Origin of the sequence: Sphingomonas sp. Leaf412 (assembly GCF_001425405.1) — a bacterium.
Classification (GTDB): domain Bacteria; phylum Pseudomonadota; class Alphaproteobacteria; order Sphingomonadales; family Sphingomonadaceae; genus Sphingomonas.
Window position 1 is genome coordinate 901,825 of sequence record NZ_LMQP01000003.1, and the last position, 26,074, is coordinate 927,898.

Genomic DNA, 26,074 nt, shown 5'->3' on the forward strand with positions numbered 1-26,074 from the left:
GCAGGATGTAGCTGAAATCCTCGCCCCCCATCATCGGCGCGGGCATCTGCGACCAGCCGCGCTCGCCCGACAGCTCGCCCGCGATCCCGCGCATCAGCTTCGTCGCGCGCGGATCGTTCATCGTGACCGGATAGCCTTCCTCCAGCGCGCAGTCCGCGGTGCAGCCGTGCGCCGCCGCGATCCCCTCCGCGATCCGCACGAACGCGGCGCGCATCTCCGCCCGCGTGGTTTCGGACAGCGTGCGCAGCGTCCCCATCAGCTTCACCTCGTCGGGGATGATGTTGTGCGACGATCCGGCATGGATCTGCGTGATCGTCAGCACCGCGGGGTCCGCCACCGGCACGCGCCGCGCGATATGCTGCTGCAACGCGGTCACGATCGCGCACGCGACCGGGATCGGGTCCAGCGCCTCGTGCGGCATCGCGGCATGGCCGCCGCGCCCCCGGATCGTCGCCAGCACCGTGTCGGTCGACGCGAGCAGCGCGCCCTCCCGCCCGACGAACACGCCCGCGGGCGCGTTGGGGGAGATGTGCAGCGCGAACGCCGCCTCCGGCCGCGCGATATCCAGCAGGCCGTCCGCGATCATGTGCCGCGCGCCGTGGTGCCCTTCCTCGCCGGGCTGGAACATGAACACGATCGTGCCCGACAATTCCTCGCGCCGCGCACACAGCGCCTTCGCCGCGCCGAACAGCATCGCGGTGTGCGCGTCATGGCCGCACGCATGCATCGCGCCGGGGATGGTGGAGGCGAAGGGCAGGCCCGTCTCCTCCGTCATCGGCAGCGCGTCCATGTCGCCGCGCAGCAGCACCGTCCGCCCGTTCGACCCCGCGCCCCCGGTCCGCCCGCCGCGCAGGATCGCGACGAAGCCCGTGGTCGACGCGCCGTCGTATATCTCCAGCGGCAACCCCGCGAGCGCGGCCTTCGCCTTCTCGGTCGTGCGCGGGCAGTGCAGCCCGACTTCGGGCTCCGCATGGATCGCGCGGCGCAGCGCGACGACATCGGCGAGCTGCTCGGCGCCGACGGCGGTCCAGTCGGTACGGTTGGCGAGCGTGGTGGTCATGGAATTGCTCCTTCGCCCGCCGTTGTAGGCCGGTGCGACCCGTGCGCCAAGTCGCGCCATCGGGTCGCTGCGTCCAGCGGCGGTCAGGCGATCCGCATCGCCGCGCCGCGACGGCGCCGGCCGCGCATCGCGCCGCCGACCGCCGCGAAGCCCAGGATCATTAATCCCCACGTGCCCGGCTCGGGCACCGCCCCGGTGCTCATGGTGAGTCCGAAATATTCGGACAGGTCGAACGTGCGCGCGCCCATGCGGCGGTCGAACGCCGCCTGGTCGAACGTGACGACGGGATCGAAGTCCAGTTGGCAGCGACCGTTCTCCTGATACATGTCCATCAGGCACGCCGCACCCTTCCATCCCTCCACGACGAAGAAGTCGCCCGCCTTGCTGAAGAATTCCTCGGCATAGCGGACGGTCGTCACGCCATAGTCGTAGCCGCCGTATTCGGACAGGAGCGTCCGCCGCTGGACCAGGTCGTAGAAGGCGATGTCGGTGAAACCGGCGATGATCGATCCGCCGTCCAGCCCGAGGTACACCAGGTCGTCATTCTCGTCATAGACGTCGTCCAGGCCGTAATAGTTACGCCAATTGTCCGTCATCCCGCCATGCGTGACCAGCCGGTCGGTCAGCAGTTCGCCCGGCACGACCTCGCCGAACCGGTCGTGCGATCGGTCGGTGACATAGGCGGTGAATGCCGCTGCGGACAGGTCGCGGTTGACCGGATAACCGGTCGGATTTTCGATCCCCGGGATCGCCCAGGTCGAATAGCGGAACGTCGTCCGGCTCGTCACCAGCAGCGGGATGACGCCGTCCTCGACATAATCGAAGTCGGCGGGCAGGTCCTTCAGCAACTGGAATCCGACCGCGAAACGCGTCGATCCCGCGCCGGCGGCCTCGTCCGGCCCCGATTCCATCGTCCGCCCGGACTGCACGTCGATCCGGATGTCGTAGGGCGAATTGTAGCTGGCGGTGACCGAATTGTACGGGCCGACCGGATCGCCGTTGTCGTCCACCGCGCCCCAGCACGCGTTGCCCGTCCGCGCCGCCATCGCCTCGCCCGCGAAGCAACGGACCGTCGATACGGTGGAGGGCATCGGCGGCGGGGGCGGCAGCGTCTTCTGCGCCACCACAGGCGATGCCAGACAGGCACCCGACAGGGCGACGATCGCCCCCGTGACGTAACGCGACGTCGAACGCGATGATCGTGCGGCCATGATGTTCCCCCCGGATTGCACGCCCCGAATGGTTAATGCCACGCGGGTCTACGCCCGCCGCGGACGGTTCGGAACAGACGTTTCGTACAATCGCGGCCCCCGTCCCGGTGTCGCCCGCGCTCGCTCCCGAACAGGGCCGCCGCCACGCCGGGCTGGAACGCCGCGCGATCCGTCGATAGGGTCGCGTCCATGCCCGGCCATCCGTCCCGCACCGTATTCCTGGCGACGGCGCTGGTCGCGATGGCCGCCTGCGACGCGACAGCGCGCACGGACGATCGGGGATCGCGGCTCCCCGCGCCGCCCGGCACGATCGCCGAGACGCGCGATCCGGCCGCCGCCGCGCTCGCCGCCGTGGTGCGCAGGCGTATCGGCGGCCGCACGATCTCGACCGCGCGCTATTTCCGGATGCAGCCCGCGATCGCATGGAATGCGGTGTCCACGTTCGTGGCCGGCAAGCGCGGGACTGACGGTCGTCCGCCCAAACCGCGGTTCGTCGACGGCGGGCTGGACCTGATCGACGTCTATCCCGCGGCGGCGGGACGGCCCGCGTTCGCGGTGGCGATGGCGCACGATGCCGCGGCGGACGGGACGAAGCTGGTCGGCTATTTCGACCTGGCCGACTGACGTCAGTCCACCCGCCGTGCGCTCGTCACCTTCACCACGGGCGCCAGCATCTGCCCCTTCATCACGCCCTCGCCCAGCGTCGGGGACGTCGGCGACGCCATGATGCGGCGGATGACGTCCATCCCTTCCGTCACGCGGCCGAACACCGCGAAACCGGGATCGGCGTCCTTCGCGTCCATGCTCTTGATGTCGCCGACGACGACGAAGAAATCGCCCGCCGCGGTGCCCGGCTTCGCCATCGCCATCGAAATCGCGCCGTCGACGTGGCTCAATCCCGTCCTGCTCGTCGGCTCGTGCGCGATGCCGGGCAGCGTCCGCTTGGGATCGTTGCGCGTGCCGAACTGGACCAGGCCGTAGCCGGGCGCCAGGTTCATCGCACGATAGAAAGCGACGCCGTCCAGCTTCTTCGCATCGACGTATCTCAGGAAATTGGCGGCGGTGACCGGCGCGCGTTCCTTTTCGACCGCGATCGTGATCGGCCCGGCGTCGGTAATCAGCCGCACCGTCACCACGACGGGGACGGGGACGGGGGCGGGGACGGGCACGAGCGCGGGCGCGGGGGCCGCAACCGGCGCGGGCGACGCCGGTACGCCCGGTGCGGCGACCTGCGCCGCCGCGATCGCGATGGCGACGCCGATCATGCCGCGCCGCGCGTCACGGGCGCCTGCGCGATCAGGACGGGGACGGTCGCCGCCGCGCTGCCCGACAATTGCAGGATGTAGCGCCCGCGTTGCAGCCGGAAGTCCACGATCTTGCGGATGCCGGTGCAGGCGGGGCCATGGCCGTGCGCGCTCGACGCCAGCGGCTTGCCCGCGCGCACCACGTCGACCCACGCCGCGCTGCCCAGCCCGACGCGATAGGTGCCCGCACGCGTGACCTGGAACATCGCGACGCCCGCATGGCCGTCGACCGGCGTCTTCCCCCACGGCGCCACCGGCTGCACCTCCGCCAGCGGACGCAGCGACAGGTCCGCCGCCCGCCCGACCGGCAGGACCGGCGCGGTCCGCGGCGTCGCGCCCGCGCTCGACGCGGTGCGCGTGCTCCATCCGCCGAACCCCGCGGGATAGGCGGGGCGGACCGACGCGCATCGGGGATCGGTCGCGGCATCCTGCGCCGCCGCTGGCGCGGCGAGGTGGAGCGCGGGGGCGAGCAGGGCGAGGACGATCGTCATCCCCGCATCCTATCGCCGCGTCCGTCCTGCCGCCAGCCTTCCGTCACGGCAACTTGCGTGGCGCCCGCGCCTGTGTTGCAAGTGGCGAAAGAACGAGAGGCCCCCGACATGGCGACCCGCGCCCCCATTCCGACTCCCCCCGGCCTGCCGGTGGTGGGCCATCTGCACCAGATCGTCCGCTCCGGCCTCGTCGGCCATCTGCTGACCGTCAGCCGCACGATGCCGGAAGGCATCTTCAAGCTCCGCTTCGGCAGCCGCGTTTCGCTGTTCGTCACCGATCCCGATCTGGTCGCGGAACTGAGCGACGAGACGCGCTTCCGCAAGATGCCGGGGCCGGGCCTGCGCGTGGTGCGGAAATTCGCGGGCGACGGCCTGTTCACCGCGTTCAGCGAGGAACCCAACTGGGGCAAGGCGCATCGCATCCTGCTGCCCGCGTTCAGCCAGCGGTCGATGCGCGGCTATTTCGACATGATCGTGGAGGTGTGCGACCAGCTGGTCGCCAAATGGACCCGCGCCGCGGGGACCGACGTGCTGGTCGCGGACGACATGACGCGGCTGACGCTCGATTCGATCGCGATCGCGGGCTTCGGCCACCGCTTCAACTCGTTCGAGCGCGAGGAACTGGACAGCTTCCTGATCGCGCTCGGCCGCTCCTTGTCGGAGGCGCTGAACACGATCACGCGCCTGCCGATCCAGCAACGCTTCGCGAAGAAGGCGGTGGCGCAGTACGAGGCCGACATCGCGGAGATGAACGCGCTGGTCGACGGCATCATCGCCGACCGCCGCGTGAACCCGACCGATGGCCGGGACCTGCTGAACCTGATGCTGACCGCAGTCGACCCCGAAACGGGGGAGGGGCTGGACGACCTCAACATCCGCTATCAGGTGCTGACCTTCCTGATCGCGGGGCATGAGACGACGTCGGGGATGCTGACCTTCGCCTTCGCCTACCTGCTGCGCAATCCCGCGGTGCTGGCGCAGGCCTATGCCGAGGTCGACCGCGTCCTGCCCGGCGACGTGCGGCCGGACTACGCGCAGGTCGCGAAGCTGGAGGTGATCGAGCGCATCCTGAAGGAGGCGCTGCGCCTCTGGCCCACCGCCCCGTCGTTCAGCGTCGCGCCGTTCGAGGACCAGGTGATCGGCGGCCGCTGGACGATGCGCAAGGACCGCCCGATCAACGTCTTCGCCCCCGGCCTCCACCGCTCCCCCGCGGCGTGGGACGATCCGGAGGAATTCGACATCGACCGCTGGCGCCCGGAGGCGGAGGCGGCGCGGCATCCCCACGCGTACAAGCCGTTCGGCAACGGCGAGCGCGCGTGCATCGGGCGGCAGTTCGCGATGGTGGAGGCGAAGATCGCGCTGGCGATGCTGCTGCGCTCCTTCACGATCGGCGATCCGCACAGCTACAAGTTGCGGATCAAGGAAACGCTGTCGATCAAGCCCGACGACTTCTGGATGCGCATCCGCCTGCGCCAACCCCACGAACGCCTCGACCTCGCTCCCGTGGCGGATACCGCCGACACCGCGGTCGGCGCGGTTGCGGGATCGGGGCGGCAGTTCGCGGTCCTGTACGGATCGTCGCTCGGCACCGCGCGCGACATCGCGGAGGAGATCGCGGAGCGCGCGCGGGTCGACGGCTTCGACGTCGTCGTCCGATCGATGGACGAAAGCCTGAAGGGCGGGGCAGGACCGCAGGACCCCGTCGTCTTCAAGGACCGGGTCATCGTCCTCGTCACCGCCACCTACAACGGCCGCGCCCCCGACAGCGCGGTGGAGACCGAACGCGCGCTGGACGCGGGCGCCTTCGACGACGCCGACTGGTCCGGCGCGCGCGTCGCGGTGCTGGGCATCGGCAATTCGCAATGGCCCAATTACCAGTCCTTCCCCAAACGCATCGCCGACGCGGTGGAGAAGGCGGGCGCGACCGTGATCGTGCCGCGCAGCGAGGCGGACGGGCAGGGCGATTTCGACGGCGCGGTCGCCGCGTTCGTGCGCGACCTGTGGAAGGCGCTGGGCGCCGCGGCGGAACCCGCCGCCGCCGCCGCGCTGTCGCTGACCCCGATCGACGCCGCCGACACCCGCGCCCGCGCGCTGCCCGAACATGCGCAGCGGCTGGAGATCGTCGCGAACGAGGAGATGATCCGCCCCGCCGACGGCCTGTGGGATTTCGCGAAGGAACCGCCGCGTCCCTCCACCCGGCTGATCCGCGTGCGCCTGCCGGAAGGGCAGGTGTATCACACCGGCGATCATGTCGCGGTGTACGCGCGCAACCGCCCCGACCTGGTCGATCGCGCGGTGGCGCGGCTCGGCCTCGATCCCGCCGGACAGGTCCGCGTCGACGCGCAGGGCGGCCGTTTCCGCCACTTGCCGCTGGGCCAGACGGTGACGGTGCGGCAGCTGCTCCGCGATTTCGTCGAACTGTCCGACGCCGCGTCGCGCCGCGCGGTCGCCGCGCTGGGGGCGGCGACGCGCTGCCCCGACACCATGCGCAAACTGGCCGCGCTGGAGGCGGAGTATGACGCCGCGGTGGCGGGAAAGCGCGTGACCCTGCTCGACCTGCTCGACGCGCATCCCGCGGCGGAGGCGACGCTGGAGCAACTGGTCGACTGGTCGCCTGCGATCCAGCCGCGCTTCTATTCCATCGCGTCCTCGCCGTCGGTGTCACCGGACGTCGCGGACCTGATCGTCGGCACGATGGCCGCGCCCGCGTGGTCCGGCCTGGGCGAGCATCGCGGCTTCGCCTCGTCCTACATGCAGGACGTCGGCGCGGGCGACCACGTCTTCGGCTACGTCCGCCGCCCCAACCCGCCGTTCGCGCCGCCCGCCGACGCGGGCGTGCCGATGATCCTGATCGGCCCCGGCACCGGCGTCGCGCCGCTGCGCGGCTTCCTCCAGGAACGCAGCGTGCAGAAGGCCGCGGGGGAGGATGTCGCGACCAGCCTCCTGTTCTTCGGCTGCCGTCATCCCGACCACGACTGGCTCTGCCGCGACGAGATGGAACGCTGGCAGGCGGACGGGGTGGCGGACCTGCATCTCGCCTTTTCCGCCGTGGACGCCCATCCGTGGAAATTCGTGCAGGACGCCTTGTGGGCCGAACAGGAAAAGGTGTGGCGCGCGCTGGAGGCGGGCGCGTCGATCTTCCTGTGCGGCGACGGGAAGTTCATGGCCCCCGCCGTGCGCGACACGCTGATCCGGATCCAGATGCAGCAGGTCGGCGACGAACATGCGCAGGGATCGGCCTGGCTGGAAACGCTGATCGCGGACGGCCGCTTCCACCAGGACGTGTTCGGGTTCGGCAAGTGAACATCGCGGCCTAGTCGATCCGCTTATACGCCCGCCCCGCCGGTCGCGGTACATCTGCGCTCCCCGACGGAGTGACAGGCGTATGGCGATCGGTTCGGTCCCGGCTTTCCCGCGCGGCGATACCGCGCAGCTGTCCCGCCTGGTCGTGCCGGAGGGCGCGGTGCGCACCCGCGCCGGGGATCCGGCCCGCGACGCCTCGCCGGAGGCGCGCCGCGCCGAGATACGCACCGCGCAGACGCTCGCCCGGTTCGGCGTGGCGGATGCGCGGCAGGTCCCCGCGACCGCGGTGACCGTGCGACACGGCGACACGCTGGAGGCGCTGGCGACGCGCTACGGCACGACGGTGGACCAGCTCGCGCGGCTGAACCCCGACGTCCACAACCTCGACGACCTGCGCGTCGGCCAGACGCTGAACGTACCGACCAACCGGCAGGTGGTGCAGGTGCAGCCCGGCGACACGCTGACCGCGATCGCGGATCGCTACGGCGTCGACGTCGCGCAACTGGCCGCGGCCAACGGCATAGCGGATCCCGATTCGATCCAGGCCGGGCAACGGATCGCGATCGTGCCGCGCACGCCCGTCGGGCTGGATCGCGATGCGGAGGTGCGCGGCTATATCGCGGACATGCAGGCGATCCGCGCCGACTGGCCGAACCTGACCGCGGCGCAGCGGCTGGAACGGGTCGAGGCGGCGCTGAACGAACGCCTCGCGGCGGCGGGCGTCCCCCCGATCCGCCTGACCGCGGGGGCCGACGGCAACGCCAGCGGCGTGTACGATTTCACCACCCATTCGATCGGCGTCGACGCCGACCTGCTGAACCAGCCGCGGATCACCGACGATCAGCTCCGCGGTCTTGCGGACACCGTCTATCACGAAGGGCGCCACGCCGAACAATGGTTCGACATGGCGCGCGTCCGCATCGCGCAGGGGCAGGACGTGGGCGAGCTCGGCCTTCCCGATTCGGTGATCGCCGCGGCCCGCGACGCGCCGCGGCTCGACCCGGCGTCGGCGCACGGGCGCTTCGTGACCGCGATGTACGACAGCGTGTATGGGGCGGGCGGGGCGGACCGCAACGACGTCCTCGGGCGCTTGAACGACGGCGACGACGACGTGTACGAACTGTACCGGGCCTTGCCCGAGGAGGCGGACGCATGGCGGGTCGGTGGGAAGGTCGAAAATCTGTGGCCGCGGTCGTGAGCGTCGCGGCCGCCTTGGTGGCGGGGTGTGGCATGGCGGGCGGCGGCGCAGGCGACGGAGCACAGGCGCGCGAGGGCGGCGACGTCGCCGCGATCCGCATCGCGCGCGATTTCATGGATCGTCGCGGCGAGCCGCTGGCGCTGGTCCGCGCCGCGGGCGCACGTGTCGATGAATCGCTGGCGGGCAGCGGCAATTACCCGTTCGAGGCGCCGCACGTCGCCGCGCGCGGTTCCGCGCTCGCGATCGACGAGGGCGGGACCGCGCGCGGCGCGCCGGAGACGCTGACGCTGCGCCTGCCTGCCGACACGCATCTGTCCTTTTCCGCCGCCACGCGCGCGCTGGGCGAGGCGAAGCGCGCGCCCGCGCTGCCCGGCCGGACCTGGACGTACCTGATCGCCGCGCCGAAGGGCCGCTATCGCCTGACGCTCAGCGGCGATCCGGAACGACCGGGCGCGCACGTGACGGAGGTCGCGGCGATCCGCGAGCGATAGCGCGGCTGCGACCAAGGTCGCATGTCCTGACGGTTCGTTAACCCGCGCGCCCTTATCCTGCGGCACCATGTTCCCGACCGAACCGCTTCAGCTGCATCACAGCTGGCCGATCCTCGATCCCCACGCCCGCTTCGCGCACGGGCTGGCGGGGGCGACCGTCGCGTTGGGGGGGAATGCGCCGCTCGCGCACTGGCAGTGCGATCTCGCCACGAACCTCCCCGAATGGTCCGACGGCGTCTACGACATCTTCGGCCTGCCGCGCGGGATCACGCCCGATCGCGCCACCGCGCTCGCCTGCTATCGCGAGGAATCGCGCGTCGCGATGGAGCGGCTGCGCGCGCACGCGCTGCGTCACCGTCGCGGCTTCACGCTGGACGCGCGGCTGCGGACGCCCGGCGGCACGGACCGCTGGATGCGCCTGACCGCGGCGCCGCAGTATGACGGCGCGCGCGCGGTGCGGCTGGCGGGAACGAAGCAGGACGTCACGCACCTGTACGCGCGCTAGGGCCGATCGACATTCGGATGGCGGGGTGAAACTCTCACGCGGAGCCGCGGAGGACCCTAAGGTATCGCGCACCGGGCTGCTCGTAACGCCGATTACCGGTCGCGGCCCGATATCGCCGCTTCCATGAAGGGAGTGCCGCCCTGCGCTACAAGCCACTCTCTGCGTCCTCCGCGCCTCCGCGCGAACCAATCCCTTTCTTCACTTCGCGGCTTCGCGGCTTCGCGCGAACACCGTGCACCGGCAAATCGAATGTCGATCGGCCTTCGCATTCGCGGCTTGCCCTGACGCGTCGACCGGCGCAGCATGATCCATGTGAGCGCCACAGGCGCCGGATGGGAGAGGCCGTTGCATCAATTGAGCGCGCAGGACGCATCGTTCGTCTATCTCGAAACCCCGCACACGCCGATGCATATCGGATCGGTCGCGATCTACGATCCGTCGACCGCGCCCGGCGGGTTCGTGCGGTTCAAGGACATCCTGCGCTTCATCCAGGTGCGGCTGGGCGGGGCGCGCAGCTTCCGCCAGCGGCTGGTCCGCGTGCCGTTCGACCTCGACCATCCCTACTGGATCGAGGACCCCGAATTCGACATCGAATATCACGTCCGCCACATCGCGCTGCCCAAGCCCGGCGACTGGCGGCAATTGTGCATCCAGGCCGCGCGGCTGCACTCGCGCCCGATGGACCTGACGAAGCCGTTGTGGGAATTCACGATCGTGGAGGGGCTGGACGAGATTCCCGGCCTTCCTCCCGGTTGCTTCGCCCTGGTCAGCAAGGTCCACCACGCCGCGATCGACGGCATGAGCGGGGTGGAGATGTCCGCCGCGGTCCATTCCACCGACCCCGACGTGTCCGATCCCGAGGCGGCGGACACGTGGAAGCCCGACCACATGCCGCAGGTCGCGGACCTGCTGGTGCGCAGCTACGTCAACAACCTGGTCCAGCCGATGCGCGCGCTGGAAACGATCGGCCGCTCGCTCCCCGGCGTCGGCCGCCTCGCGAACGAGGTGCGCAAGGGTGACGTCAGCGTCCGCAACGCGCGCCCCGCGCCGCGCACGCGCTTCAACGGAAAGGTCGGCGCGCATCGCGTGTGGGATGCGGTGCCGTTCCCGCTGGCGGATATCCGCGCGATCAAGGAAGCGGTCCCCGGCGCGACCGTCAACGACGTGATCCTGTCGATCGTCGGCGGCGCGCTGCGCACGTACCTGAAGGACAAGGGTGAGCTGCCGAAGGACACGCTGACCGCCATGGCGCCGATCTCGGTCCGGGCGGAGGGGCAGAAGGCGGCGATGGGCAACCTCGTCTCCGCCATGGTCGTCGGCCTGGGGACGCAGGTGGAGGACCCGCTGGAACGCCTGCGCTTCGTCCATGCGGAGGCCGGCAATTCCAAGGCGATGACCAACGCCATCGGCGCGAAGACGCTGACCGACTACAGCCAGCTGATGCCCGCGGGCCTCGCCGGGCTCGCCGCGCGGCTGTACACCCGCGTCGGCGCCGCGAACGCCCATGCGCCCGCGTTCAACTGCGTCGTGACGAACGTGCCGGGCAGCCGCGTGCCGCTGTATTTCGCGGGCGCGCGGATGGTGGGGATGTTCGGCACCGGCCCGGTGTTCGACGGCATGGGCCTCATCAACCCGGTCTACAGCTACGGCAACACGATCGCGGTATCCTTCACGTCCGATCGCGACATCATGCCCGATCCCGCGGCCTATGCCGACGCGCTGCGCGCCGCGTTCGCGGGGCTGAAGGCCGCGACGCTGAAACCAACCCCGGCGACGGCGGTTGAACCGCCGAAGGAAGAGTGGCCGCTGCCGAAGCGCAAGCCGGTCCGTAAAGCGAAAGGAGCAGCATGATGGCCGATACGAAGGACACGATCGACAAGACCGCCACCGCGACCAAGTCCGCGACCGACAAGGCCGCGAACGCCGCGAAGGATGCGACCGACCGGATGCGCGAGGGCGCGGAAAAGGCGCGCGAGGGCTTCCAGGACAAGGTCGTCGAACCCGCGAAGCGCGCGGGCGAGGCGATGCGCGAATCGGGCAAGGCGATGGCGAAGAATTCCAGCCAGATCGGCGTGACCATGATCGATCAGGCGGAAACGAACGCGCACGAGGCGTTCTCGGCCATGCGCGCCGCCGCGAAGGCGAACGACCTGTCGGAGGTGATGAAGATCCAGGGCGATTACCTGCGCGAACAGGGCAAGCGCAGCATGGATCAGGCGCGCCAGATCGGCGAGCTCATCATGCAGTTCGGCCGCGACGCGGTCCAGCCGCTGAAGGACGGCGCGAAGAAGTAGCGCCACCCCTCCGTTCGCCCTGAGCGAAGTCGAAGGGCCTGCGCACAGGCTTCGACTTCGCTCAGCCCGAACGGACGTCACACGCCCCATCGCCCCTGCGAAGGCAGGGGTGCGGTCGCACTGCGACAATACCCCCGGCACGGCCGCGGCTCGTGTGACCACGGAAGCCACACGCACCACGGCCATGAGCCCCCGCCTCCGCAGAGGCGGCCGCCATCCTAATCCAGATGTTCCCCAAACGCCGCCAGCACCTGCTCATACAACCGCCGCTTGAACGGCACGATCACGTCGGGCAATTCATGCGGCGCGACCCACCGCCACGCCCGGAACTCCGGATGCGCGGTGTCGATGCGGATGTCGCTGTCCTCGCCGTCGAAGCGGAACAGGAACCACCGCTGGCGCTGGCCGCGATATTTCCCCTTCCACACCGTCCCGATCAGCTCGGGCGGCAGGTCGTAGACCAGCTCCTCCACCGCCTCCGCCACGAACGACACCTTGTCCGGCGCGATGCCGGTCTCTTCCCCCAGCTCGCGCAACGCGGCGGCGCGCGCATCCTCGCCGGGATCGATCCCCCCCTGCGGCATCTGCCATGCCTCCAGCGTGGTATCGATCCGCTGCCCCACGAACACGCGGCCCTCGCGGTTCAGCAGCATGATGCCCGCGCAGGGGCGATAGGGGAGGTCGGTCATGCGGACGCTATAGGTGGTTCGCGCGAAGACGCGAAGACGCGAAGAAGGTCGGTTCACGCGGAGGCGCGGAGGCGCGGAGATGTTGCGCTTTCCGCAAGGTCCCGAGCCGCCATCGGCGGCTCAATCGCGTTAAGCCAAGTTCGATTTCCGCTGCGCGGGGAAACTCTCCGCGCCTCCGCGTGAACCTCATCCGGCCCGCGACAGCCCGGACGCTCGCCAGAGACGACACCCCTTCGCGTCTTCGCGCCTCCGCGAGAACCTACCCCGCCGCCTGCGTCATCACCCGCGCGCCCTCGGCCTCCACCACCGCATCCTTCACCGCCGCCAGATAGCCCGCCACGTCCCCGACACTCGACGGGATCGCCTGCCGCAAGGTGATGAAGCCGTGGATGTTCCCCACCGCCTCGCGATACGTCACCGGCACGCCCGCCAGCACCAGCGCGGCGGCATAGGCGCGGCCCTGGTCGCGGATCGGGTCGAGGCTGGCGGTCACCACCACCGCGGGCGGCAGGCCGACGAGGCTGCCCGCCATCGGCGACCCGCGATAATCCGCGAAGTCCGCCTGATAATGCTCCGCGAACCACAGCATCGTGTCGCGCGTCAGCAGGAATCCGTCCGCGAAATCCTCGAACGAGGGATATTCCTTCGCCATGTCCGCCGCCGGATACATCGGCGCCTGCACGATCACCGGCACCGCCGCCGCCGCATCGCGCAGCGCCATGGCCGTGGTGATCGTCAGCGTACCCCCCGCGCTGTCGCCCGACAGGATCAGGCTGGTCGCCGTCCGCCCCAGCCCCGCCGGGTTCGACGCGACCCAGCGCGCCGCCGCCTCGCAATCCGCGGGCGCGGCGGGCCATGTCGCCTCGGGTGCCAGCCGATAGTCGACCGCCACGACCGGCAGGTCGAGCTGGCGCGACATTTCCGCGGTGAAGCTGGCATGCGTGTCCAGGTCGCCGATCACGAACCCGCCGCCGTGGAAGAACACCACCACCGGTCCCGGCGCGCGCGCGTCGCGCACGTCGAACAGGCGCGCGCGGATGTCGCCGTCGGGGCCGGGAATGGTCAGGTCGCGGATCGTGGCGAGGTCGCCCACCGGCGGATCGGCCACGTCCTTCATCGCATTGTACATCGCGCGCGCCGCCTCGGCCGTCCCCTCGTGCGTCTTGGGCCCCGGCACGCTGCTCAGGTAATCGAGGAAACCGCGCACGTCGGGGCGGACATAGGGAGCGCTCATGCGGATCATCCTCTCGTATCGTCTCGTATCGCAACCTACCTTAGCCGCGTGATCCACGTCGTCCACCACCCATATTACGTGACCGAGGCGCCGCAGCGATCGACCTATCGCTGGGGCAAGAACGGCGCGATCCGCGACCTGCTGCTGGCTCAGGGCGAGGGCATCGCCTGGCACGAACCGGATGCGATGGGCGTCGCGGATATCGAGGCCGCACACGACGCGGACTATGTCGCGCAGGTCCTGTCCGCCGCGGTGCCGCGCGACAAGGAACGCCGCATCGGCTTCCCCGTCACCGCCGCGGTCGCGCGCCGCGCCGCCGTCGTGCCCGGCGGCACCTATCTCGCCGCCCGCCTCGCGCTCGACCACGGCTTCGCCGCCAACACCGCGGGCGGCAGCCATCATGCGCTGGCGGAGACAGGCGCGGGCTATTGCGTGTTCAACGACCTCGCCATCGCCGCGCACCGGCTGGCGGGGGAGGGGCGGCGCGTGCTGGTCGTCGACGTCGACGTGCATCAGGGCGACGGCACCGCCGCGCTCACCGCCGGGCATCCGGGGATCGCGACCTATTCCATCCATGCGGAGAAGAACTTCCCGGCGCGAAAGGCCCGCTCGACCCTCGACGTGCCGCTGCCCGACGCGACCGGCGACGCCTCCTATCTGGCGACGCTGGAGCAGACGCTCGCCCCGATGATCGCAGGGTTCGCGCCCGACCTGATCCTGTATCAGGCTGGCGTCGATCCCTACGCCGACGACCGCCTCGGCCGCCTGTCGCTAAGCGACGACGGCCTGGTCGCCCGCGAGCGGCTGGTGGCGCGCCTCGCGGGCGGGACCCCGATCGCCAGCACCGTGGGCGGCGGCTATGGCGACGACGTCATGGCGATCGCGCACCGCCACGTGCGCGCGATCCTGACGCTGGGGGAGGCTGTCGCCGCAGCCCGCGCGTAGCGCAGCTTCGCCCCGCCGCCCGCGAATCTTGGCTGGACCTGCCGCACCACAGGCGTAGAGACCGGGCGGGAGAGTGAAGGAACATCCATGGCCACTGCCATCCACGACGTGACGCCCGCAGAATCGCAGGCGCATCCCGCCCCCGAATCCATCGTCGTGCGCTTCGCCGGCGATTCCGGCGACGGCATGCAGCTGACCGGGGGGCAGTTCACGCTGTCGACCGCGCTGGCGGGCAACGACCTCGCCACCTTCCCCGATTTCCCCGCAGAGATCCGCGCGCCGCTGGGCACGCTGTTCGGCGTCAGCGCGTTCCAGATCAACTTCGGCTCCACCGCGATCGAGACCGCGGGCGACATGCTCGACGTCCTCGTCGCGATGAACCCCGCCGCGCTGAAGACCAACGTCGACGCGCTGAAGCCCGGCGGCCTCGTCATCGCGGACGAGGGCGAGTTCAACCAGCGCAACCTGGACAAGGCGAAATACACCGCCAGCCCGCTGGACGACGGCAGCCTCGCCAAATGGCAGGTGCTGCGCCTCAACATCTCGCAACTGACCGTCGATGCGGTGAAGCCGTTCGGCCTCGGCAACAAGGATGCGTTGCGCTGCAAGAACATGTGGACGCTGGGCCTGTCGCTGTGGATGTTCGATCGTGACCGGCAGCCGCTGGTCGACTGGCTGAAGGCGAAGTTTGCGAAGGCGCCGATGCTGGCGGAGGCGAACATCGCCGCGCTCAACGCCGGCCACGCCTATGGCGAAACCGCCGAACTAGGGGGCAACGTGCGCCAGCACGCCGTCGCCGCCGCGCCCGCGGAACCGGGCCTGTACCGCACCGTCACGGGGGCGGAGGCGATCAGCCTGGGCCTCGTCGCGGGCGCGCAGCTCGCGCAATTGCCGATGTTCTTCGGCGGCTATCCGATCACCCCCGCCTCCGCGATCCTCCACCATCTGTCGCGGCTGAAGGAATTCGGCGTCACGACCTTCCAGGCGGAGGACGAGATCGCCGCTATCGCATCCGCGATCGGCGCGTCCTACGCCGGGCAATTGGGCGTCACCTCTTCCTCCGGCCCCGGCATCGCGCTGAAGGGGGAGGCGATGGGCCTCGCGATCATGACCGAACTGCCGCTGGTCGTCGTCAATTCGCAGCGCGGCGGCCCGTCGACCGGCCTGCCGACGAAGACCGAACAGTCGGACCTGTATCAGGCGGTCTACGGCCGCAACGGCGACGCGCCGATGCCCGTCGTGTCCGCGCGCTCGGCTTCCGACTGTTTCGAGGTCGCGATCGAGGCGGTGCGCATCGCCACGACGTACATGACCCCCGTCATGCTGCTGACCGACGGCTATATCGCCAATGCGGCCGAGCCGTGGAAGGTGCCCGATACCAGCACGCTGGAACCGTTCCCCGTCACCTTCCTGGAGGAAGCGCCGGCGGAGGGCTTCCTCCCCTATTCCCGCGACGAGAAGCTGGCGCGCCCGTGGGTGAAGCCCGGCACCCCCGGCCTGCTCCACCGCATCGGCGGGATCGAGAAGAAGCAGGGCACGGGCAACATCGACTATTCGCCCGCCAACCACCAGGAAATGACCGACACGCGCAAGGCGAAGGTCGACGGCATCGTCGTCCCCGACCAGCAGGTCGAACTGGGCGAGACGAGCGGAAAGCTGGTCGTCGTCGGCTGGGGCAGCACCTTCGGCCCGATCCATCAGGCGGTCCGTCGCGCGCGCCGCAAGGGCGTCGACGTGGCGCACGTCCACATCCGCCACATCTGGCCGCTGCCGCAGAATCTGGGTGTCCTACTTCGCGGCTATGAGCATATCCTGGTCCCCGAAATGAACACCGGACAGCTCAAGACGGTCCTGCGCGACCAGTATCTGGTCGACGCGAAACCGCTGAACAAGGTCAGCGGCCAGCCCTTCCGCATTTCGGAGATCGAGGACGCGATCGCGACCTTCTTCGACGGCGTGCCCGGGAACGAGGGTGGGACCGTCCCGCCCAACGACGTGCAGCTGCCCGGCGGGGAGCAGGGGCACGACGACGGTTCGTTGCACGGGGGGCCGTCCGCGTGACCGTCCGTACCGCGCTATCGATTCAACATTCGCAACATTCGCCGACAGGGAAAGCCGTCGTATGAACGACATGACGCCCATCACGACCAAGCCCAAGGATTGGGAAACCGATCAGGAAGTCCGCTGGTGCCCCGGCTGCGGCGACTATGCGATCCTGAAGGCGGTACAGCGCACGATGCCGGAAATCGGCGCGCGCGCGGAAAACACCGTGTTCGTGTCCGGTATCGGCTGTTCGTCGCGCTTCCCCTATTACATGGAAACCTACGGCTTCCACACCATCCACGGCCGCGCGCCCGCGGTGGCGACCGGGGTGAAGCTCGCCAATCCCGAACTGGACGTGTGGATCATCACCGGCGACGGCGATGCGCTCAGCATCGGCGGCAACCACACGATGCACCTGATCCGGCGGAACCTCGACTGCCAGTTTCTGCTGTTCAACAACGAAATCTACGGCCTGACGAAGGGGCAATATTCCCCCACGTCGCGCGTCGGCACGCAATCCCCGTCGACGCCGTTCGGCTCGGTCGACCGCCCCGCCAACCCCTGCGCCTTCGCGCTGGGCAGCGGCGCGCGGTTCGTGGCGCGCGGGATCGACGTCAGCAAGAACCTCGTCGGCGTGCTGAAGGCGGCCTATGCGCACAAGGGCACCAGCTTCGTCGAGATCTTCCAGAACTGTATCGTCTACAACGACGACGTCTTCGCCCCCTTCACCGATCGCAAGCAGGGCGCGGACCAGAACCAGTTGTGGGTCGAGGACGGCCAGAAGCTGACCTATGCCGGCGGTACGAAGGGCCTGGCGCTCGACCGCGACCGGCTGGCGCTGAAGGTCGTCGCCGCCGACGATCCCGACGTGATCGTGCACGACAAGACGAACCGCGCCGTCGCGCACATGCTGGTCGAGATGCCGTTCGGCGACTTCCCGATGGCGCTGGGCATCCTGTACGAGGATCCCGCGCCCACGTTCGAAAGCGCGGTCGTGGCGCAGAACGCGGCGGTCAGCGCGGGGAAGAAGCCCGATCTGGCGAAGCTGCTGTCCAAGGGGCAGACGTGGATGGTGGACAAGGAACCGCGCGCGGAATGACGGAACGGCGCCGCGTCGCGGTCAATGGACCGTGGCGCGGCCCAGCAGCCACGCGATCGCGGCGCGGCGATCGTCGAACACGCGCAGGTTTACGCGGTCGCTTCGCACCCGTGCCATTTGCAGGTGGACCAGCGGCGACCCGGTGACCAACGCCACACGCCGCGCCCAGATCGCGCTGTAGATCGGGTCGGTGAAATAGGTGGCGAAGCGGGCGAGCACCTTGGGGGAGGCGATGTCGAGCCGCGCGAAATCGTACAGCGTGACATGGCTCCCCGCGCGCTCTCCCAGCGAGCGGATCGCGCCGTGCAGCGCGCCGGCCGCTTCCCCGATCTCCGCTTCCGTCACGAACCCTTCCGCCACGACGTTGACCATCGCGTGCGACCGATCCACCACGACCTTGTACATCGCGTCATCCCCTCCCGCCCGACATAGGGCCGGGACGGTTAAGGACGGATTGCACCGATCCGGACGTTCTTCCTACGCCCGGTTCGCCGCCGACAGGATCGCCCGCACGCTCGCGGTCGCGACGTCGGTGTCGATCCCCACGCCCCAGACGGTCCGCCCGTCGTCGGCCCTGCACTCGACATAGGCGACCGCCTGCGCCGTCGCGCCGTGCCCGATCGCATGTTCGGCATAATCGACCACGTCCAGCGTCGGCCCCGTACTCTCCGCCAGCGCCGCGACGACCCCCGATATCAGCCCGTTGCCCCGGCCGGACAGCGACCTTTCCTCCCCGTCGATCGCGACCCGCCCGACGAACAGCCGGTCGCCGTGCGCCCCCGTCTCCTCGTAATCGCGCAGCTCGATCCGGTCCGTACCCGTGGGCAGGTACGTCGCCTCGAAACATCCCCAGATGTCCGCGGCGTTCAGTTCGCGGCTGCCCTCGTCCGCCAGCGCCTGCACGTGCCGGGAGAAGTCCGCCTGAAGCCGCTTGGGCAGCTTCAGGCCCTTGTCCTGCTCCAATACCCACGCGACGCCGCCCTTGCCCGATTGCGAATTGACGCGGATCACCGCCTCGTAGCTGCGTCCCAGGTCGGCGGGATCGATCGGCAGGTACGGCACCTCCCAATAATCGTCGTTCCGCTCGGCCTGCGCGGTGAACCCCTTCTTGATCGCGTCCTGGTGCGATCCGGAAAAGGCGGTGAAGACCAGTTCGCCGGCATAGGGCGTGCGCGGGTGGACCGTGATGTTGGTGGCATATTCCACCGTCTTCACCACGGCGTCGATGTCCGACAGGTCGAGGCCGGGGTCGATCCCCTGCGTGTACATGTTCAGCGCCACGGTCACGAGGTCGCAATTCCCCGTCCGCTCGCCATTGCCCAGCAGGCACCCCTCGACCCGGTCCGCCCCCGCCATCAATCCCAGTTCCGCCGCCGCGACGCCCGTGCCGCGGTCGTTGTGGGTATGCAGCGAGATCACCGCGGCGTCGCGGTTTGGCAGGTGGCGGCAGAACCACTCGATCTGGTCGGCGTAGACGTTGGGCGTCGCGCATTCGACCGTCGCGGGCAGGTTCAGGATGATCGGCGCGTCCGTCGTCGGGAGCAGCACCTCCATGACCGCGGCACAGACCTCGACCGAGAAATCGAGTTCGGCGGTGGAGAAGGTCTCGGGCGAATATTCGAACTGCCATTTCACGTCGGGCTGTTTCGCCGCCTCGTCGCGCAGCACCTTCGCGCCCTCGACCGCGATGCCCTTCACCTGCTCGCGGGTCATGCCGAACACGATCTTGCGCCACGCCGGGCTGACCGCATTGTAAAGGTGGACGATCGCGCGGTTCGCGCCCTTCAGGCTGGCGAAGCTGGTCTCGATCAGGTCGCGGCGCGATTGCGTCAGCACCTGGACCGCCACGTCGTCGGGCACGCGGCCGGACCGGACGAGCCCGCTGATGAAATCGAACTCGGTCGCGCCCGCGCTGGGGAAGCCGACCTCGATCTCCTTCAGCCCGACCTTCACCAGCAGGTCGAAAAAGCGCGTCTTCTTCTCCGCGTCCATCGGATCGATCAACGCCTGGTTCCCGTCGCGCAGGTCGGTGGACAGCCAGCGCGGCGCGGTCGTGATCGTCCGCGACGGCCACGTGCGGTCGGGGATGTCGATGGCGGGGAAGGGGCGGTACTTGACGGAAGGATCGCGCAGCATGGCCGGTCTCACGATGGGAGCGAGGGGAGGTCGGTCAGGCCCTTAGGCGCGTGGCGTGCGCGGGGCACGCGAAACGACGGCGCGCCTAAGGGCGCGTAAGTCGTAGCGCGAGGGGCGGCAACGTCGTCATGCCGGGCGACGATGGCCCGTCGCGCCCACCCTGTCCAGCGCGGAATGCGATGCTTTACCGTCCGGCAAGGATTGCACGGCAGGAAAGTCCCGCAGGATGACGGGACGAGAATCGATGTTGCAGGTCGTTTACATCAGTACGGCGGTGGCCGGCCTGCCCGCGGATATCGACGATATCCTGGCGGTATCGCGCCGCAACAACGCGCGCGACGATGTCACCGGGCTGCTCTACGCCGACGGCCGCCGCTTCCTCCAGGCGCTGGAGGGGCCGGAACGGCAGGTGGAGGCGGCGCTGATCCGGATCGCCGCGGACCCGCGTCACCGCGCGATCGTCACCCTGTCGCACCGCATCGTCGCCGCGCGCGAATTCGGGGCGTGGGAAATGGCGGTGCGGCGGCCGGGGGACGATGGCGCGGACTTCGTCGCGCGGGTCGATCGCCTGATCGCCGGAGCCGCGCCCGCGGTGCGGGGCACGTTCGCCGGCTTCCTTCAGGTCCGCCGCGCCGCCTGACGCGTCACTGCTTCACGAAGGCGACGACGATGTCCAGCTTGATCGCGTCGGACACCATCGGGATGCCGTAGCCGATGCCGAACTCGCTGCGCCGGATCGTGCCGGTCGCGGTGAACCCGACATTCTCGCCGCCGCCCATCTGCGCCGGGCCCTTGCCCGCGCCGTAGAACGCCGCCTGCAACGTCACCGGGCGCGTGACGCCGTTCAGGGTGAGATTGCCGGTGATCGTCGCATTCTGCCCCGTCGCGGCGACCCTCGTCGATACGAAGCGCGCATCCGCCGGGCTGGCGCCGAAGAAGTCGGCCTTGCCCCCGTCCTTGCCCGCGCGCAGCAGGTGGCTGGTCAGCCCCGCCGATGCCGTGATCACCTTCGACACCGGGATCGTGACGTCGACCTTCGCCTTGCTCGGCGCCTTGGGATCCAGTTCCAGCGTGCCCGTCACGTCGCCGAAGATGCCCGAATAGGGCGTGAAGCCCAGATGATCGACGGTCCAGGTGACGAGCGAGTGACCCGGATCGGTCTTGTACGTCCCGCCGCTGACGCGGCGCGGGTCCTTTGCGCCCGGCTTGGTCGTGGGCGCCTGCGCGGACAGCGGGGCCGAAACGACGGCGGCGGCAAGGGCGGCGGCGATGATGAGGCGCATGATGATCTCCCTGTCTTCTCGCGCGGTTGGACCACAACCCGCGCGCCCGCGATAGTCCCACGACCCGAAACGGCGCGTTTTCGCACGGTGGCCCGTTCCCTTCCTGTTCCATATCGGCTAGGGCCGCGGCATGGCGAAGGTGCAGCGGCGATACGTGTGTCAGGCGTGCGGGTCGGTCGGCTCGCGCTGGCAGGGGCAATGCCCCGATTGCGCCGAGTGGAACACGATCGTGGAGGAGACGCCTGCGGTCGTCACGCCTTTCCATGCGAAGCACAATCTTCAGGGCGGCGGGCGCGCGATCCAGCTGGTCGGTCTGAACGACGACGTCGTGCTGCCCCCGCGCACGCCCTTCGGGATCGCGGAGCTCGACCGGGCGCTGGGCGGCGGGCTGGTCGCGGGATCGGCGACATTGATCGGCGGCGATCCGGGGATCGGCAAGTCGACCCTGCTGTTGCAGGCCGCGGCGATGCTGGCGCGGCGCGGCCATGACGTCGCCTATGTGTCGGGGGAGGAGGCGGCGGATCAGGTCCGTCTGCGCGCGCAGCGGCTGGGGCTGGGCGACGCGCCGGTGCGGCTGGCGGCGGCGACGTCCACGCGCGACATCCTGACGACGCTGGGGCAGGGCACGCCGCCCGCGCTGCTGGTCATCGATTCGATCCAGACGATGCATTCCGACCTGATCGAGGGCGCACCCGGCACCGTCAGCCAGGTCCGCGCCTCGGCGCAGGAACTCATCCGCTTCGCCAAGGAACGCGGCACCGCGGTCGTGCTGGTCGGCCACGTGACGAAGGACGGCAGCATCGCGGGCCCGCGCGTGCTGGAACACATGGTCGACACCGTGCTGGCGTTCGAGGGCGAGCGCAGCCATCAATATCGCATCCTGCGCGCGCTGAAGAACCGCTTCGGCGGGACGGACGAGATCGGCGTGTTCGCGATGCAGGGCGCGGGGCTGGTCGAGGTGTCGAACCCGTCCGCCCTGTTCCTGACCGAACGCGACGAGAGCGTTGCGGGCGCCACCGTCTTCCCCGCGCTGGAGGGGACGCGCCCGGTATTGGTGGAGATCCAGGCATTGGTCGTCCGCCTCGCCAGCGGCGCGACCCCGCGCCGCGCCGTCGTGGGCTGGGACAGCGGGCGCCTGTCGATGATCCTGGCGGTGCTGGAGGCGCGCTGCGGGCTCAGCTTCTCGACCGCGGAAGTCTATCTCAACGTCGCGGGCGGCTATCGCATCCAGGATCCGGCGGCTGACCTCGCGGTCGCCGCCGCGCTGGTATCCGCGCTGGGCGAGCGGCCCGTGCCGGTCGATACCGTGGCCTTCGGCGAAGTCGCGCTGTCGGGCGAACTGCGCCCCGTGGCGCACGCACCGCTGCGGTTGAAGGAGGCGGCGAAACTGGGCTTTTCCCGCGCCATGCTCCCGACCTCCGCGGGCGGGGAGGCGGCGGGAATGACACTGGCGACTCACCGCACGCTGGGCGGGTTCGTGGACCATCTGCTGGGGCGGGGGTGAGGGTAGGGGACGGGGGCCGACACCCTCCTCTGTTCGGCCTGAGCGAAGTCGAAGGTTACGCGCATGTGCTTCGACTACGCTCAGCACGAACGGAAGTTGGCACCTTCCGTAGGCAAGTCGCGCAGCATCCTCTGCCCCGGCCCAACGCCCCATCCCGACCAACCCCTTTCTCCCCGACGCCCCCTAGCGATCCCGTGCCCCACCCCGTATCTAGGGCGCAATGAATCTCCAGGGCCTCGATATCATCGTCCTCATCGTCGTCGGGGCCACCGCGCTGCTGGGCGTGAAGCGCGGGTTCGTGGCGGAGGTGCTGGCGCTGTTCGCCTGGGTCGCGATGGTGTTCGCGATCAAGGCCTTCCATCTCCCGCTCAGCGCGCGGCTTGCCGATCCGGTCGGCAGCAGTTCCGGCGCGGCGGTGCTGGCGTTCGTCATCCTCGCCGGCGGCACCTATTTCCTCGGCAAGATCGTCGTGAACGCGATCGGGAAGCGTACGCGCACCTCGGTCCTGGGGCCGATCGATCGCGCGCTGGGGTTCGGGTTCGGCGCGCTGAAGGGCCTGATCCTGTCCAGCCTCGCCTACATCCTGCTGACATTGGTCCTCGACACGCTGGGCGCGGGGCCGAAGTCGCGGCCGACCTGGATCACCCAGGCGCGGACCTATCCGCTACTGCGCGCCACCAGCGGCGCGATCGCGGATTTCGTCGATCGCCGGCGCAAGGGCGAACCGGTGTTCGGCGACGATACGCGTGCGGCGGGGAACGGAACATGAGCCTCGACCTCTACACCCCCGAAGTCGCGGCGCTCGCGGCGGGCAATCCCTTCCCCGACCGGTTGCCCGACGCGCAGGCGTCGGTGGAAAGGCGGTCGCCGATCTGCGGCAGCCGCGTGACCGTCGACGTCGCGATGGACGACGACGGCCGCGTCGCGCGCGTCGGGACGCTAGTGCGCGCCTGCCTGCTGGGGCAGGCGTCCTCGACCCTGCTGGCGCGCAATATCGTGGGCCGTACCCCGGCGGAACTGGCCGCGGCGCGCGACGATCTGGCCGCGTGGCTGGCGGGGGAGGGACCGGCGCCGACGTGGCCCGGCCTCGACATCTTCGCCCCCGGCCTGAAACTGACCGCGCGCCATCCGTCGATCCGGCTCGCGTTCGAGGCCGCGGCGGACGCCGCGGATCAGGCCGCGAAGGCGCACGCCTGATGGAACATGGCGGCAGCACGCTTCTGCGCGACGGGGTGTTCCTCCTCGGCTTCGCACTCGCCTTCGTCCTGCTGTTCCGCCGGCTCGGGCTCGGCGCGACGTTGGGGTTCCTGGTCGCGGGCGCGCTGGTCGGGCCGCACATGCTGGGCCTCGTCGGCGATGCGCAGCAGAAGCTGGGGATCGCCGAACTCGGCATCACGCTGCTGCTGTTCGTCGTCGGACTGGAACTGAACCCGACGCGATTGTGGCGGCTGAAACAGGATATCTTCGGCCTGGGCCTGTTGCAGGTCGTCGCGTGCGGCGTCGCGATCACCGCGATCCTCGCGGGCATCGCGCATTTCTCGGTCGCGGCGGCGCTGGCGATCGGGATGCCGCTGGCGCTGTCGTCGACCGCGCAGGTGCTGCCGATGCTGCAATCCGCCGGGCGGCTGCGCACCCCGTTCGGGGAACGCGCCTTCTCGATCCTGTTGTTCCAGGATCTGTCGATCATCCCGATGATTACGATCATCGCCGCGATGAGCCGCAATCCCGCGGATGCGGGCGGGCCGTCGGGCTGGACGATGGCGCTGTATACCGTGCTGGCGATCGCGGGCCTGATCGCGGCGGGCCGCTTCGTCCTGCGGCCCCTGTTCCGCGGCATCGGCAATCTGGGGGAGCGCGAGATGTTCGTATTCGCCGCGCTGTTCACGGTCATCGCCTCGTCCGCGCTGATGCAGGCGCTGGGCCTGTCGCCCGCGCTGGGCGCGTTCGTGGCGGGCGTCATGCTGGCGGACAGCCCCTACCGGCACGAGCTGGAGGCGGACGTGGAGCCGTTCCGCTCGATCCTGCTCGGCCTGTTCTTCGTCGCGGTCGGCATGATGCTGGACCTCGGCGCGATCTACGAACGGCCGTTGTTCGTCGTGACGATGGCGCTGGCGCTGGTGGCGACGAAGGCGGCGATCATCTTCGCCATCGGCCTCGCCTTCCGCATGCCGTGGCGTCCCGCGCTCGCGCTCGGCCTGCTGCTGAGCCAGGGCGGCGAGTTCGGCTTCGTCCTTCTGGCGCAGGCGCAGAACGGCCTGTTGATCGCGCCCGAGGCGGCGAGCATCTTCGGCGCGATCATCACGCTGTCGATGGCGACGACGCCGTTCCTGATGATGGCCGCGCGCCGCTTCCGCGAGGCGCCGGTCGATTCGGCCGAGCGCGACGGGCCGGTCGCGGACGGATCGAACGCCATCATCGTCGGCTACGGTCGCTTCGGCCAGACGGTGGGGCAAATGATGCTGGCGAGCGACGTGCCCGTCACGCTGATCGATACCGATATCGAGATGATCGACATCGCGCGCGAATTCGGGGCGAAGGTCTATTACGGCGACGGCACCCGGCTTGAACTGCTGCGTCAGGCCGGGGCGGCGGAGGCGGAGCTGATCCTGTTCTGTATCGACGGCGACCAGATCACGCGCGACATCCTGGACGGCGTGCACAAGGCGTTTCCCGACGCGCGCATCTTCGTCCGCGCCTACGACCGGCGCGCGCTGGTGCAGCTGAAGACCGGTCCCGCCGAGTTCGTGGTGCGCGAGGTGATGGAAAGCGCGATCAAGATGGCGCGCCTCGCGCTGAAGGGACTGGGCGTGGCGGAGGGCGAGATCGAGCGCGCGGAGGACATGTACCGCGCCCGCGACAAGGAACGGTTGCGGATCCAGGTCGAGGCCGGCGATATCCGCGCCGCGCGCGCGACGGTGGCGGCGGAGCAGCCGTGGGGGACCGACCGATGAACCTGCTGCTGGCCCTTGCCGCCCTGTCCGGCGCGGTCGCGGTCGCGGCGGGCGCGTTCGGCGCGCACGGCGCCACCGGGCAGGCGGTCGAATGGCTGAAGACGGGCGGCCAGTATCAACTGATCCACGCCGTCGCCGCACTGGTCGCGCTGCGACTGGAGGCGAGGGGCCCGGCATGGCTGTTCGTCGCGGGCGGCGCGCTGTTCGCGGGGACGCTGTACCTGATGGCGCTCGGCCTGCCGCGCTGGCTGGGCGCGATCACGCCGATCGGCGGCGCGTTGCTGATCGCGGGCTGGCTCTGGCTCGCCTGGACCGGGCTGCGAACCTAGTCCG

24 protein-coding genes and 1 pseudogene are annotated in these 26,074 nt (G+C 69.9%); 16 read left to right on the top strand and 9 right to left on the bottom strand.

The genetic code is table 11. The annotated features are described in order from the left end of the window. Nucleotides 1–1,060, bottom strand: a 1,060-nt coding sequence (locus ASG29_RS11490) for a M20 metallopeptidase family protein (RefSeq protein ID WP_235532887.1), incomplete at its 3' end; no start/stop codon positions are given. An 83-nt stretch (nt 1,061–1,143) separates the two neighbouring features. Beyond that, nucleotides 1,144–1,254 (bottom strand): annotated as a pseudogene (locus ASG29_RS17840) (PEPxxWA-CTERM sorting domain-containing protein); the annotation flags it as partial. A gap of 1,206 nt (nt 1,255–2,460) precedes the next feature. Here ASG29_RS17840 and ASG29_RS11500 point away from each other — a divergent pair. Beyond that, entirely contained in the window at nt 2,461–2,895 is a 435-nt protein-coding gene (locus ASG29_RS11500) for a hypothetical protein (protein WP_055983893.1), read from the top strand. A gap of 2 nt (nt 2,896–2,897) precedes the next feature. Here ASG29_RS11500 and ASG29_RS11505 read toward each other — a convergent pair whose 3' ends face one another. Together ASG29_RS11505 and ASG29_RS11510 are read right to left on the bottom strand one after the other, a co-directional pair. Then, nucleotides 2,898–3,536, bottom strand: a complete 639-nt coding sequence (locus ASG29_RS11505; protein ID WP_055983895.1) for a peptidylprolyl isomerase — start codon at nt 3,534–3,536, stop codon at nt 2,898–2,900. Then, nucleotides 3,533–4,066, bottom strand: coding sequence for a hypothetical protein (locus ASG29_RS11510; protein WP_055983897.1), 534 nt, complete (start codon nt 4,064–4,066; stop codon nt 3,533–3,535). The genes ASG29_RS11505 and ASG29_RS11510 overlap by 4 nt, the downstream gene beginning before the upstream one ends. Nucleotides 4,067–4,174: 108 nt before the next feature. Here ASG29_RS11510 and ASG29_RS11515 point away from each other — a divergent pair, with 108 nt between their 5' ends. The 6 genes from ASG29_RS11515 to ASG29_RS11540 all read left to right on the top strand — a co-directional run bounded on the left by ASG29_RS11515 (nt 4,175) and on the right by ASG29_RS11540 (nt 11,857). Next, nucleotides 4,175–7,369, top strand: coding sequence for a bifunctional cytochrome P450/NADPH--P450 reductase (locus ASG29_RS11515; protein ID WP_055983900.1), 3,195 nt, complete (start codon nt 4,175–4,177; stop codon nt 7,367–7,369). Between the two features lie 82 nt (nt 7,370–7,451). Beyond that, nucleotides 7,452–8,567, top strand: coding sequence for a LysM peptidoglycan-binding domain-containing protein (locus tag ASG29_RS11520; RefSeq protein ID WP_055983903.1), 1,116 nt, complete (start codon nt 7,452–7,454; stop codon nt 8,565–8,567). Continuing rightward, the gene (locus ASG29_RS11525; RefSeq protein ID WP_055983905.1) at nt 8,552–9,058 is read left to right on the top strand and encodes a hypothetical protein; all 507 of its coding nucleotides are present in this window, start codon (nt 8,552–8,554) and stop codon (nt 9,056–9,058) included. The genes ASG29_RS11520 and ASG29_RS11525 overlap by 16 nt, the downstream gene beginning before the upstream one ends. A gap of 67 nt (nt 9,059–9,125) precedes the next feature. After that, on the top strand, nt 9,126–9,563 hold the full coding sequence (locus ASG29_RS11530) for a hypothetical protein (RefSeq protein WP_055983909.1): 438 nt from the start codon (nt 9,126–9,128) through the stop codon (nt 9,561–9,563). Nucleotides 9,564–9,866: 303 nt separating this feature from the next. Next, on the top strand, nt 9,867–11,414 hold the full coding sequence (locus ASG29_RS11535) for a WS/DGAT/MGAT family O-acyltransferase (RefSeq protein WP_082515951.1): 1,548 nt from the start codon (nt 9,867–9,869) through the stop codon (nt 11,412–11,414). Beyond that, nucleotides 11,411–11,857 (top strand): phasin family protein, encoded by a 447-nt coding sequence (locus ASG29_RS11540; protein ID WP_055983914.1) that lies wholly within the window; start codon nt 11,411–11,413, stop codon nt 11,855–11,857. Before ASG29_RS11535 ends, ASG29_RS11540 begins: the two co-directional genes overlap by 4 nt. A 218-nt stretch (nt 11,858–12,075) precedes the next feature. Here the strand turns inward: ASG29_RS11540 and ASG29_RS11545 are convergent, their stop codons facing one another. After that, on the bottom strand, nt 12,076–12,546 hold the full coding sequence (locus ASG29_RS11545) for an RNA pyrophosphohydrolase (protein WP_055983917.1): 471 nt from the start codon (nt 12,544–12,546) through the stop codon (nt 12,076–12,078). Nucleotides 12,547–12,805: 259 nt separating this feature from the next. Beyond that, nucleotides 12,806–13,780 carry an alpha/beta hydrolase gene (locus tag ASG29_RS11550; RefSeq protein WP_055985514.1) on the bottom strand — a complete coding sequence of 325 codons (975 nt, stop codon included), beginning with the start codon at nt 13,778–13,780 and terminating at the stop codon, nt 12,806–12,808. A gap of 48 nt (nt 13,781–13,828) precedes the next feature. On the opposite strand from ASG29_RS11550, the gene ASG29_RS11555 reads away from it, so the two are divergent. The 3 genes from ASG29_RS11555 (at nt 13,829) to ASG29_RS11565 (ending at nt 17,867) form a co-directional block, all read left to right on the top strand. Further along, on the top strand, nt 13,829–14,725 hold the full coding sequence (locus tag ASG29_RS11555) for a histone deacetylase (RefSeq protein ID WP_055983920.1): 897 nt from the start codon (nt 13,829–13,831) through the stop codon (nt 14,723–14,725). Between the two features lie 87 nt (nt 14,726–14,812). Then, nucleotides 14,813–16,786 carry a 2-oxoacid:acceptor oxidoreductase subunit alpha gene (locus ASG29_RS11560; protein WP_055983923.1) on the top strand — a complete coding sequence of 658 codons (1,974 nt, stop codon included), beginning with the start codon at nt 14,813–14,815 and terminating at the stop codon, nt 16,784–16,786. 61 nt (nt 16,787–16,847) lie between these two features. Next, nucleotides 16,848–17,867 carry a 2-oxoacid:ferredoxin oxidoreductase subunit beta gene (locus ASG29_RS11565; protein WP_055983926.1) on the top strand — a complete coding sequence of 340 codons (1,020 nt, stop codon included), beginning with the start codon at nt 16,848–16,850 and terminating at the stop codon, nt 17,865–17,867. A 21-nt stretch (nt 17,868–17,888) separates the two neighbouring features. Here ASG29_RS11565 and ASG29_RS11570 read toward each other — a convergent pair whose 3' ends face one another. Continuing rightward, the gene (locus ASG29_RS11570; RefSeq protein WP_055983928.1) at nt 17,889–18,272 is read right to left on the bottom strand and encodes a hypothetical protein; all 384 of its coding nucleotides are present in this window, start codon (nt 18,270–18,272) and stop codon (nt 17,889–17,891) included. A 72-nt stretch (nt 18,273–18,344) separates the two neighbouring features. Next, entirely contained in the window at nt 18,345–20,003 is a 1,659-nt protein-coding gene (gene leuA, locus ASG29_RS11575; RefSeq protein WP_055983930.1) for a 2-isopropylmalate synthase, read from the bottom strand. Between the two features lie 244 nt (nt 20,004–20,247). On the opposite strand from leuA, the gene ASG29_RS11580 reads away from it, so the two are divergent. Further along, complete coding sequence (locus ASG29_RS11580; RefSeq protein WP_055983933.1) at nt 20,248–20,643, top strand: BLUF domain-containing protein; 396 nt, start codon at nt 20,248–20,250, stop codon at nt 20,641–20,643. A gap of 4 nt (nt 20,644–20,647) precedes the next feature. Here ASG29_RS11580 and ASG29_RS11585 read toward each other — a convergent pair whose 3' ends face one another. After that, nucleotides 20,648–21,286 carry a YceI family protein gene (locus tag ASG29_RS11585; protein ID WP_055983938.1) on the bottom strand — a complete coding sequence of 213 codons (639 nt, stop codon included), beginning with the start codon at nt 21,284–21,286 and terminating at the stop codon, nt 20,648–20,650. Between the two features lie 130 nt (nt 21,287–21,416). On the opposite strand from ASG29_RS11585, the gene radA reads away from it, so the two are divergent. The 5 genes from radA (at nt 21,417) to ASG29_RS11610 (ending at nt 26,070) form a co-directional block, all read left to right on the top strand. Continuing rightward, nucleotides 21,417–22,790, top strand: coding sequence for a DNA repair protein RadA (gene radA, locus ASG29_RS11590; protein ID WP_055983941.1), 1,374 nt, complete (start codon nt 21,417–21,419; stop codon nt 22,788–22,790). Nucleotides 22,791–23,010: 220 nt separating this feature from the next. After that, entirely contained in the window at nt 23,011–23,559 is a 549-nt protein-coding gene (locus tag ASG29_RS11595; protein WP_055983942.1) for a CvpA family protein, read from the top strand. After that, nucleotides 23,556–23,987: an iron-sulfur cluster assembly scaffold protein gene (locus tag ASG29_RS11600; RefSeq protein WP_055983945.1), complete on the top strand. Its 432-nt coding sequence runs from the start codon at nt 23,556–23,558 to the stop codon at nt 23,985–23,987. The genes ASG29_RS11595 and ASG29_RS11600 overlap by 4 nt, the downstream gene beginning before the upstream one ends. After that, complete coding sequence (locus ASG29_RS11605; protein ID WP_055983948.1) at nt 23,987–25,741, top strand: cation:proton antiporter; 1,755 nt, start codon at nt 23,987–23,989, stop codon at nt 25,739–25,741. The genes ASG29_RS11600 and ASG29_RS11605 overlap by 1 nt, the downstream gene beginning before the upstream one ends. Beyond that, on the top strand, nt 25,738–26,070 hold the full coding sequence (locus ASG29_RS11610; protein WP_055983951.1) for a DUF423 domain-containing protein: 333 nt from the start codon (nt 25,738–25,740) through the stop codon (nt 26,068–26,070). Before ASG29_RS11605 ends, ASG29_RS11610 begins: the two co-directional genes overlap by 4 nt. The last annotated feature ends 4 nt before the right edge of the window (nt 26,071–26,074 follow it).

What these genes read in the sequence shown, in the direction of transcription:
- ASG29_RS11500 (WP_055983893.1), top strand. Translation starts at nt 2,461, where the DNA reads ATGCCCGGCCATCCGTCCCGCACCGTATTCCTGGCGACGGCGCTGGTC.
- ASG29_RS11505 (WP_055983895.1), bottom strand. Translation starts at nt 3,536, where the DNA reads ATGATCGGCGTCGCCATCGCGATCGCGGCGGCGCAGGTCGCCGCACCG.
- ASG29_RS11510 (WP_055983897.1), bottom strand. Translation starts at nt 4,066, where the DNA reads ATGACGATCGTCCTCGCCCTGCTCGCCCCCGCGCTCCACCTCGCCGCG.
- ASG29_RS11515 (WP_055983900.1), top strand. Translation starts at nt 4,175, where the DNA reads ATGGCGACCCGCGCCCCCATTCCGACTCCCCCCGGCCTGCCGGTGGTG.
- ASG29_RS11520 (WP_055983903.1), top strand. Translation starts at nt 7,452, where the DNA reads ATGGCGATCGGTTCGGTCCCGGCTTTCCCGCGCGGCGATACCGCGCAG.
- ASG29_RS11530 (WP_055983909.1), top strand. Translation starts at nt 9,126, where the DNA reads ATGTTCCCGACCGAACCGCTTCAGCTGCATCACAGCTGGCCGATCCTC.
- ASG29_RS11535 (WP_082515951.1), top strand. Translation starts at nt 9,867, where the DNA reads ATGATCCATGTGAGCGCCACAGGCGCCGGATGGGAGAGGCCGTTGCAT.
- ASG29_RS11540 (WP_055983914.1), top strand. Translation starts at nt 11,411, where the DNA reads ATGATGGCCGATACGAAGGACACGATCGACAAGACCGCCACCGCGACC.
- ASG29_RS11545 (WP_055983917.1), bottom strand. Translation starts at nt 12,546, where the DNA reads ATGACCGACCTCCCCTATCGCCCCTGCGCGGGCATCATGCTGCTGAAC.
- ASG29_RS11550 (WP_055985514.1), bottom strand. Translation starts at nt 13,780, where the DNA reads ATGAGCGCTCCCTATGTCCGCCCCGACGTGCGCGGTTTCCTCGATTAC.
- ASG29_RS11560 (WP_055983923.1), top strand. Translation starts at nt 14,813, where the DNA reads ATGGCCACTGCCATCCACGACGTGACGCCCGCAGAATCGCAGGCGCAT.
- ASG29_RS11565 (WP_055983926.1), top strand. Translation starts at nt 16,848, where the DNA reads ATGAACGACATGACGCCCATCACGACCAAGCCCAAGGATTGGGAAACC.
- ASG29_RS11570 (WP_055983928.1), bottom strand. Translation starts at nt 18,272, where the DNA reads ATGTACAAGGTCGTGGTGGATCGGTCGCACGCGATGGTCAACGTCGTG.
- leuA (WP_055983930.1), bottom strand. Translation starts at nt 20,003, where the DNA reads ATGCTGCGCGATCCTTCCGTCAAGTACCGCCCCTTCCCCGCCATCGAC.
- ASG29_RS11580 (WP_055983933.1), top strand. Translation starts at nt 20,248, where the DNA reads ATGTTGCAGGTCGTTTACATCAGTACGGCGGTGGCCGGCCTGCCCGCG.
- ASG29_RS11585 (WP_055983938.1), bottom strand. Translation starts at nt 21,286, where the DNA reads ATGCGCCTCATCATCGCCGCCGCCCTTGCCGCCGCCGTCGTTTCGGCC.
- radA (WP_055983941.1), top strand. Translation starts at nt 21,417, where the DNA reads ATGGCGAAGGTGCAGCGGCGATACGTGTGTCAGGCGTGCGGGTCGGTC.
- ASG29_RS11595 (WP_055983942.1), top strand. Translation starts at nt 23,011, where the DNA reads ATGAATCTCCAGGGCCTCGATATCATCGTCCTCATCGTCGTCGGGGCC.
- ASG29_RS11600 (WP_055983945.1), top strand. Translation starts at nt 23,556, where the DNA reads ATGAGCCTCGACCTCTACACCCCCGAAGTCGCGGCGCTCGCGGCGGGC.
- ASG29_RS11605 (WP_055983948.1), top strand. Translation starts at nt 23,987, where the DNA reads ATGGAACATGGCGGCAGCACGCTTCTGCGCGACGGGGTGTTCCTCCTC.
- ASG29_RS11610 (WP_055983951.1), top strand. Translation starts at nt 25,738, where the DNA reads ATGAACCTGCTGCTGGCCCTTGCCGCCCTGTCCGGCGCGGTCGCGGTC.